This window comes from Pseudomonas sp. 18.1.10, from assembly GCF_024655625.1.
Classification (GTDB): domain Bacteria; phylum Pseudomonadota; class Gammaproteobacteria; order Pseudomonadales; family Pseudomonadaceae; genus Aquipseudomonas.
On sequence record NZ_JANLGL010000330.1, the window covers coordinates 1 to 4,402 of the forward strand.

At 61.9% G+C, this 4,402-nt stretch carries 5 protein-coding genes; 4 read left to right on the forward strand and 1 reads right to left on the reverse strand.

Annotated elements, in window-relative coordinates:
• The first annotated feature begins 107 nt into the window (after nucleotides 1-107).
• Nucleotides 108-1,397: a putative hydroxymethylpyrimidine transporter CytX gene (gene cytX / locus NUV89_RS27960; protein WP_257783864.1), complete on the forward strand. Its 1,290-nt coding sequence runs from the start codon at nucleotides 108-110 to the stop codon at nucleotides 1,395-1,397.
• Here cytX and NUV89_RS27965 read toward each other — a convergent pair.
• Complete coding sequence (locus tag NUV89_RS27965) at nucleotides 1,366-2,103, reverse strand: RsiV family protein (protein WP_257783865.1); 738 nt, start codon at nucleotides 2,101-2,103, stop codon at nucleotides 1,366-1,368. The genes cytX and NUV89_RS27965 overlap by 32 nt on opposite strands.
• A gap of 247 nt (nucleotides 2,104-2,350) precedes the next feature.
• Between NUV89_RS27965 and NUV89_RS27970 the strand changes: the two genes are divergently transcribed.
• From NUV89_RS27970 to cpdA, 3 genes are all read left to right on the forward strand, one after another.
• A complete protein-coding gene (locus NUV89_RS27970) occupies nucleotides 2,351-2,968 on the forward strand; it encodes an NUDIX domain-containing protein (RefSeq protein WP_257783866.1) in 618 nt (205 codons plus the stop codon).
• Nucleotides 2,959-3,408: a DUF1249 domain-containing protein gene (locus tag NUV89_RS27975; RefSeq protein ID WP_017734937.1), complete on the forward strand. Its 450-nt coding sequence runs from the start codon at nucleotides 2,959-2,961 to the stop codon at nucleotides 3,406-3,408. Before NUV89_RS27970 ends, NUV89_RS27975 begins: the two co-directional genes overlap by 10 nt.
• Nucleotides 3,409-3,506: 98 nt before the next feature.
• Nucleotides 3,507-4,322, forward strand: a complete 816-nt coding sequence (cpdA, locus tag NUV89_RS27980; protein WP_257783867.1) for a 3',5'-cyclic-AMP phosphodiesterase — start codon at nucleotides 3,507-3,509, stop codon at nucleotides 4,320-4,322.
• The last annotated feature ends 80 nt before the right edge of the window (nucleotides 4,323-4,402 follow it).

The following is a 4,402-nucleotide window of genomic DNA, read 5'->3' on the forward strand; positions in this document are numbered from 1 at the left end:
AGATACAGCTCCCACATTTTGAATGTATTCACAGTTCAAAATGTGGGAGCGGGCTTGCTCGCGAAAGCAATCTCCCAAACAACACATGTTCCTCAGAGATAACACCCTTGAGCATCCAACCGAGTACCTACTCCCCTGATATAGCAGTGCCGAGCGACAAACGAGTCTTCGGCGCCCGCGACCTGTTCTCCCTGTGGTTCTCCCTCGGCATCGGCCTGATGGTCCTGCAAACCGGCGCCTTGCTTGCGCCGGGCCTGGGCTTGTCGGGTTCGTTGCTGGCGATCTTCCTTGGCACCCTGGTGGGCGTGTTGCTGCTGGCCGCCGTCGGCGTGATCGGCAGTGATACCGGCCTGTCCGCCATGGCCGCCCTCAAACTCAGCCTCGGCGCCAAAGGCGCAAGCCTGCCGGCGCTGCTCAACCTGCTGCAGCTGATCGGCTGGGGCTCGTTCGAAATCATCGTCATGCGCGACGCCGCCAGCCTGTTGGGCACGCGGGCGTTCAGCGACGGCAGCCTGCTGGCCAGCCCATTGTTGTGGACGCTGTTTTTCGGTGGCTTGGCGACCTTGCTGGCGGTCAGCGGTCCGCTGACGTTTGTGCGCCAGATCCTGCGTAAGTGGGGCATCTGGCTGCTGCTCGCCGCCTGCGTGTGGCTGACTTGGAACCTGTTCGCCAAAGCCGACCTCGCCACCCTCTGGGCCCAGGCCGGTGACGGTTCTCTGCCGTTTGCGGTGGGTTTCGACATTGCCATCGCCATGCCGCTGTCGTGGCTGCCGCTGATTGCCGATTACTCACGCTTCGGCAAGCGCGCCAAGAGCGTGTTCGGCGGCACTGCTGTGGGCTTTTTTATCGGTAATTTCTGGCTGATGAGCCTGGGCGTGGCCTACACCCTGGCGTTTGCGCCCAGCGGTGAAGTGAATGCGCTGTTGCTGGCGCTGGCCGGTGCCGGCCTGGGGATTCCGTTGTTGCTGATCCTGTTGGATGAGTCGGAAAACGCCTTTGCCGACATTCACTCGGCGGCGGTGTCCAGCGGCATGCTGTTGCGCTTGAAGGTCGAGCACCTGGCCTTGGCAATTGGCGTGATCTGCACGTTGATCGCCTGCTTTGCGCCGTTGGCCCAGTACCAGAATTTCCTGCTGCTGATCGGTTCGGTATTTGCGCCACTGTTTGGCGTGGTGCTGGTGGATCACTTCATCCTGCGCCGCCGTGGCCAGGGTGTGGTCGCGGCGTTGCGCTGGCCGGCGCTGCTGGCCTGGCTGGGTGGCATTGGGACTTACCACTTGCTGGCCAATCTGTACCCGGATGTCGGTGCGACCCTGCCGGCGCTGGTGCTGGCAGGGCTGTTGCAGTTCATCCTGGGCCGCGTCTTCAGTGGCGCACTGGCACCAGTTCGGGCTTGAGGATGCCTTCCAGGCGCGAGTAGGGAATCTGCAACTCGACATGGCCCAGGGCATACGGCGCGATGGTGGTGGTGGGGTACTTCAGGACCACGCCACCATAGGTCAGCGCCACGTTCGGGGTTTTCTGGAAGGGGTAGGTCTTCACGAACTCCGGCTCCAGGCTGAGGCGGGTGCTGATTAGCCAGCTGTTGTGGGCGACCTGGGCCGCTTTCCAGAAGGCGTCTTCCTTGCCGGGCAGCAGCATGTCGGTCAACGACAGGGCTTTTTGCTGCTGGCGCGAATAGTTGATGAACGCGCGGCCCGGCTCGCCGTGGGTGGCGCCCTGGTCCAGGTAGCTGGACAACTCGACGATCACCAAGCCGTCATGCTGCTCGCGTACCTTGGCTTGCAAATACATGCTGTTGCGCGGCGCGGCGCTGCGCAGGAATTGTTCGCTGTAGGTCGCCAGGCTGGTGGGCAGCGGGTCGGCCTGGGTCATTTCCAGCAGGCGCTGTTCGATCAAGGCATCCAGCTTGGGCTCCTTGGCGAAGTGCACGGTGTCGATATTTACCAGCGGGCAGTCGGCGCTGGCGCAGCCCGGCTTACTTTGCTCGGTGGCGTCGCGGGTGGCTTCCAGCGGCGTGCGCCAGCTTGGTTGAAACAGGCTTTGGCAGGCACCCAGGGTCAGGGCGATGCAGGCCACGGAGGCGATTTTTAAAAGCGACATGGAGGTCCTTCGTCTAACGATAAGAGCGAAATGGTGCAGCTTCGACTACCGGCGCGGCAGTCAGTTCGCCACTAAGCTGATTAGGGGGGTGTTCTCAATTAGTTTCCCCGGCGCGACGGGGAAACTAATTGAGAACGCCCCCCGAGTTTGACGTTCGCCGTCTATCCCGGCAACCGGAAAGGGGCTGCACCAACCGCCGCGAGCGCGTTAGGATGGCGCGAATTGCACAGGCTTAACGAGGAAGGGTATGACGGACATTGCGAAATCGACGCCGAGCAAGATCGAGATGGTTAAGAAGGAGACCGTGTTCAAAGGTTTCTACCAGCTCGATCGCCTGCAACTGCGCCACGAGAAATTCGACGGCGGCATGAGCCGGGAGATCAATCGCGAAGTCTTCGTTCGTCATGATGCCGTGTGTGTATTGCCCTACGACCCACAACGTGACGAAGTGGTCTTGAACGAGCAGTTCCGTATCGGCGCCATGGGCCGTACCGACAACCCCTGGCTGATCGAAATGGTCGCCGGCCTGATCGACAAGGACGAGCAACCGGAGGAGGTTGCACACCGTGAGGCCGAGGAGGAAGCTGGGCTGACCTTCTCCGCGTTGTGGCCGATCACCAAGTATTTCCCATCGCCCGGCGGCAGTACCGAATTTGTCCACTTGTACCTGGGCCGTTGCGACAGCACCGGGGTGGGGGGCGTCCATGGATTGGAAGAAGAAGCCGAAGATATCCGCGTCACCACCTGGGCCTTCGAAGATGCCCTGCAAGCGGTGCGCGACGGCAAGATTTCCAACGCAGCCAGCATTATCGCCCTGCAATGGCTTGCGCTTAATCGCGCGGAAGTGAGGGGGTTATGGCAGTAAAGGCACGGGAACGTTACCGGGTTGACCTGATCGGGCTGCAAGCAGCCTGCGAGGCCAACTATGCGCGGCTGATGCGCCTGCTCCCCGATATGCGCCACGCCCCGGCGGCGCGGCGCATCGGCGTGACCCATGGCGACCAGATGCTCGGCGTACTGACCCTGGAAGTCATCGTCAACTGCCCGTACACCACCACCCTGCGCGTGCGCCAGGAGCACAGCCTGCCGTGGCTGCCGGTGCCGCAACTGGAAGTGCAGGTGTACCACGACGCCCGCATGGCCGAAGTGATCAGCGCCGAACATGCGCGGCGCTTTCGCAGCATCTATCCTTACCCGAATGTGTTCATGCACCAGCCCGATGAGAAAGCACAGCTCAATGTGTTCCTCGGCGAATGGTTGAGCCACTGCCTGGCCCTGGGCCATGAGTTCGAAGCGGTGCGGTAGATGTGAACTGCGTCTGCTTCCTTGGGTTTCCTCTTTGTGTCCTGCCCCAGCATAATCGCGCTATTCGTCCATTCCTGTGATTGCCCTGGGAGAGCGCCTTGCCGAGCGTAACCACCGTGAACCCCGATGCACCCGCGTTGCTGGTGCAACTGTCCGACAGCCACCTGTTTGCCGAGGCCGACGGCACGCTGTTGGGCATGAACACCCGTGAAAGCCTGCAACGGGTGATCGAGTTGGTGCGCGTGCAGCAGCCGCGAATCGACTTGATGCTGGCTACGGGGGACTTGTCCCAGGACGGCACGCTGGTGTCCTACCAGCAATTTCGCGACATGACCCGGCAGATCGACGCCCCGGCGCGCTGGATTCCCGGCAATCACGACGAACCGCAAGTCATGGCCCTTGCCGCCATGCGCAGTGATTTGCTGGAGCCGGTGGTCGATATCGGCAACTGGCGCATCACCCTGCTGGATTCCGCCGTGCCGGGCTCGGTGCCGGGCTACCTGCAAGACCAGCAACTGCAACTGCTCGCCCAGGCCTTGAGCGAAGCGCCGAGCCGCCATCACCTGGTGTGTTTCCATCATCATCCGGTGTCCATCGGCTGTGCGTGGATGGAGCCCATCGGCCTGCGTAATCCCGACGCGCTGTTTGCCGTGCTGGATCGCTTCCCGCAGGTCAAGGCGGTGCTTTGGGGCCACGTTCACCAGGAAATCGACCGCGAGCGCAACGGCGTGCGGCTGCTGGCCTCGCCGTCGACCTGCATCCAGTTCGCGCCGGGCAGCGAGGATTTCAAGGTCAGCGAACAGGCGCCGGGGTATCGCTGGTTGCGCTTGCATGCCGACGGACGGTTCGATACGGGTGTAGAGCGGGTTACAGACTTTGCCTATACCGTGGATTACGGCAGCAACGGCTACTAAACGCTGCAAACACGGATCAAAAATGTGGGAGCGGGCTTGCTCGCGAATGCGGTGGGTCAGCCAATACATATGCAAGCTGA

Coding starts and splice junctions, on each gene's coding strand:
- NUV89_RS27965 (WP_257783865.1), bottom strand. CDS start 2,103: ATGTCGCTTTTAAAAATCGCCTCCGTGGCCTGCATCGCCCTGACCCTG.
- NUV89_RS27970 (WP_257783866.1), top strand. CDS start 2,351: ATGACGGACATTGCGAAATCGACGCCGAGCAAGATCGAGATGGTTAAG.
- NUV89_RS27975 (WP_017734937.1), top strand. CDS start 2,959: ATGGCAGTAAAGGCACGGGAACGTTACCGGGTTGACCTGATCGGGCTG.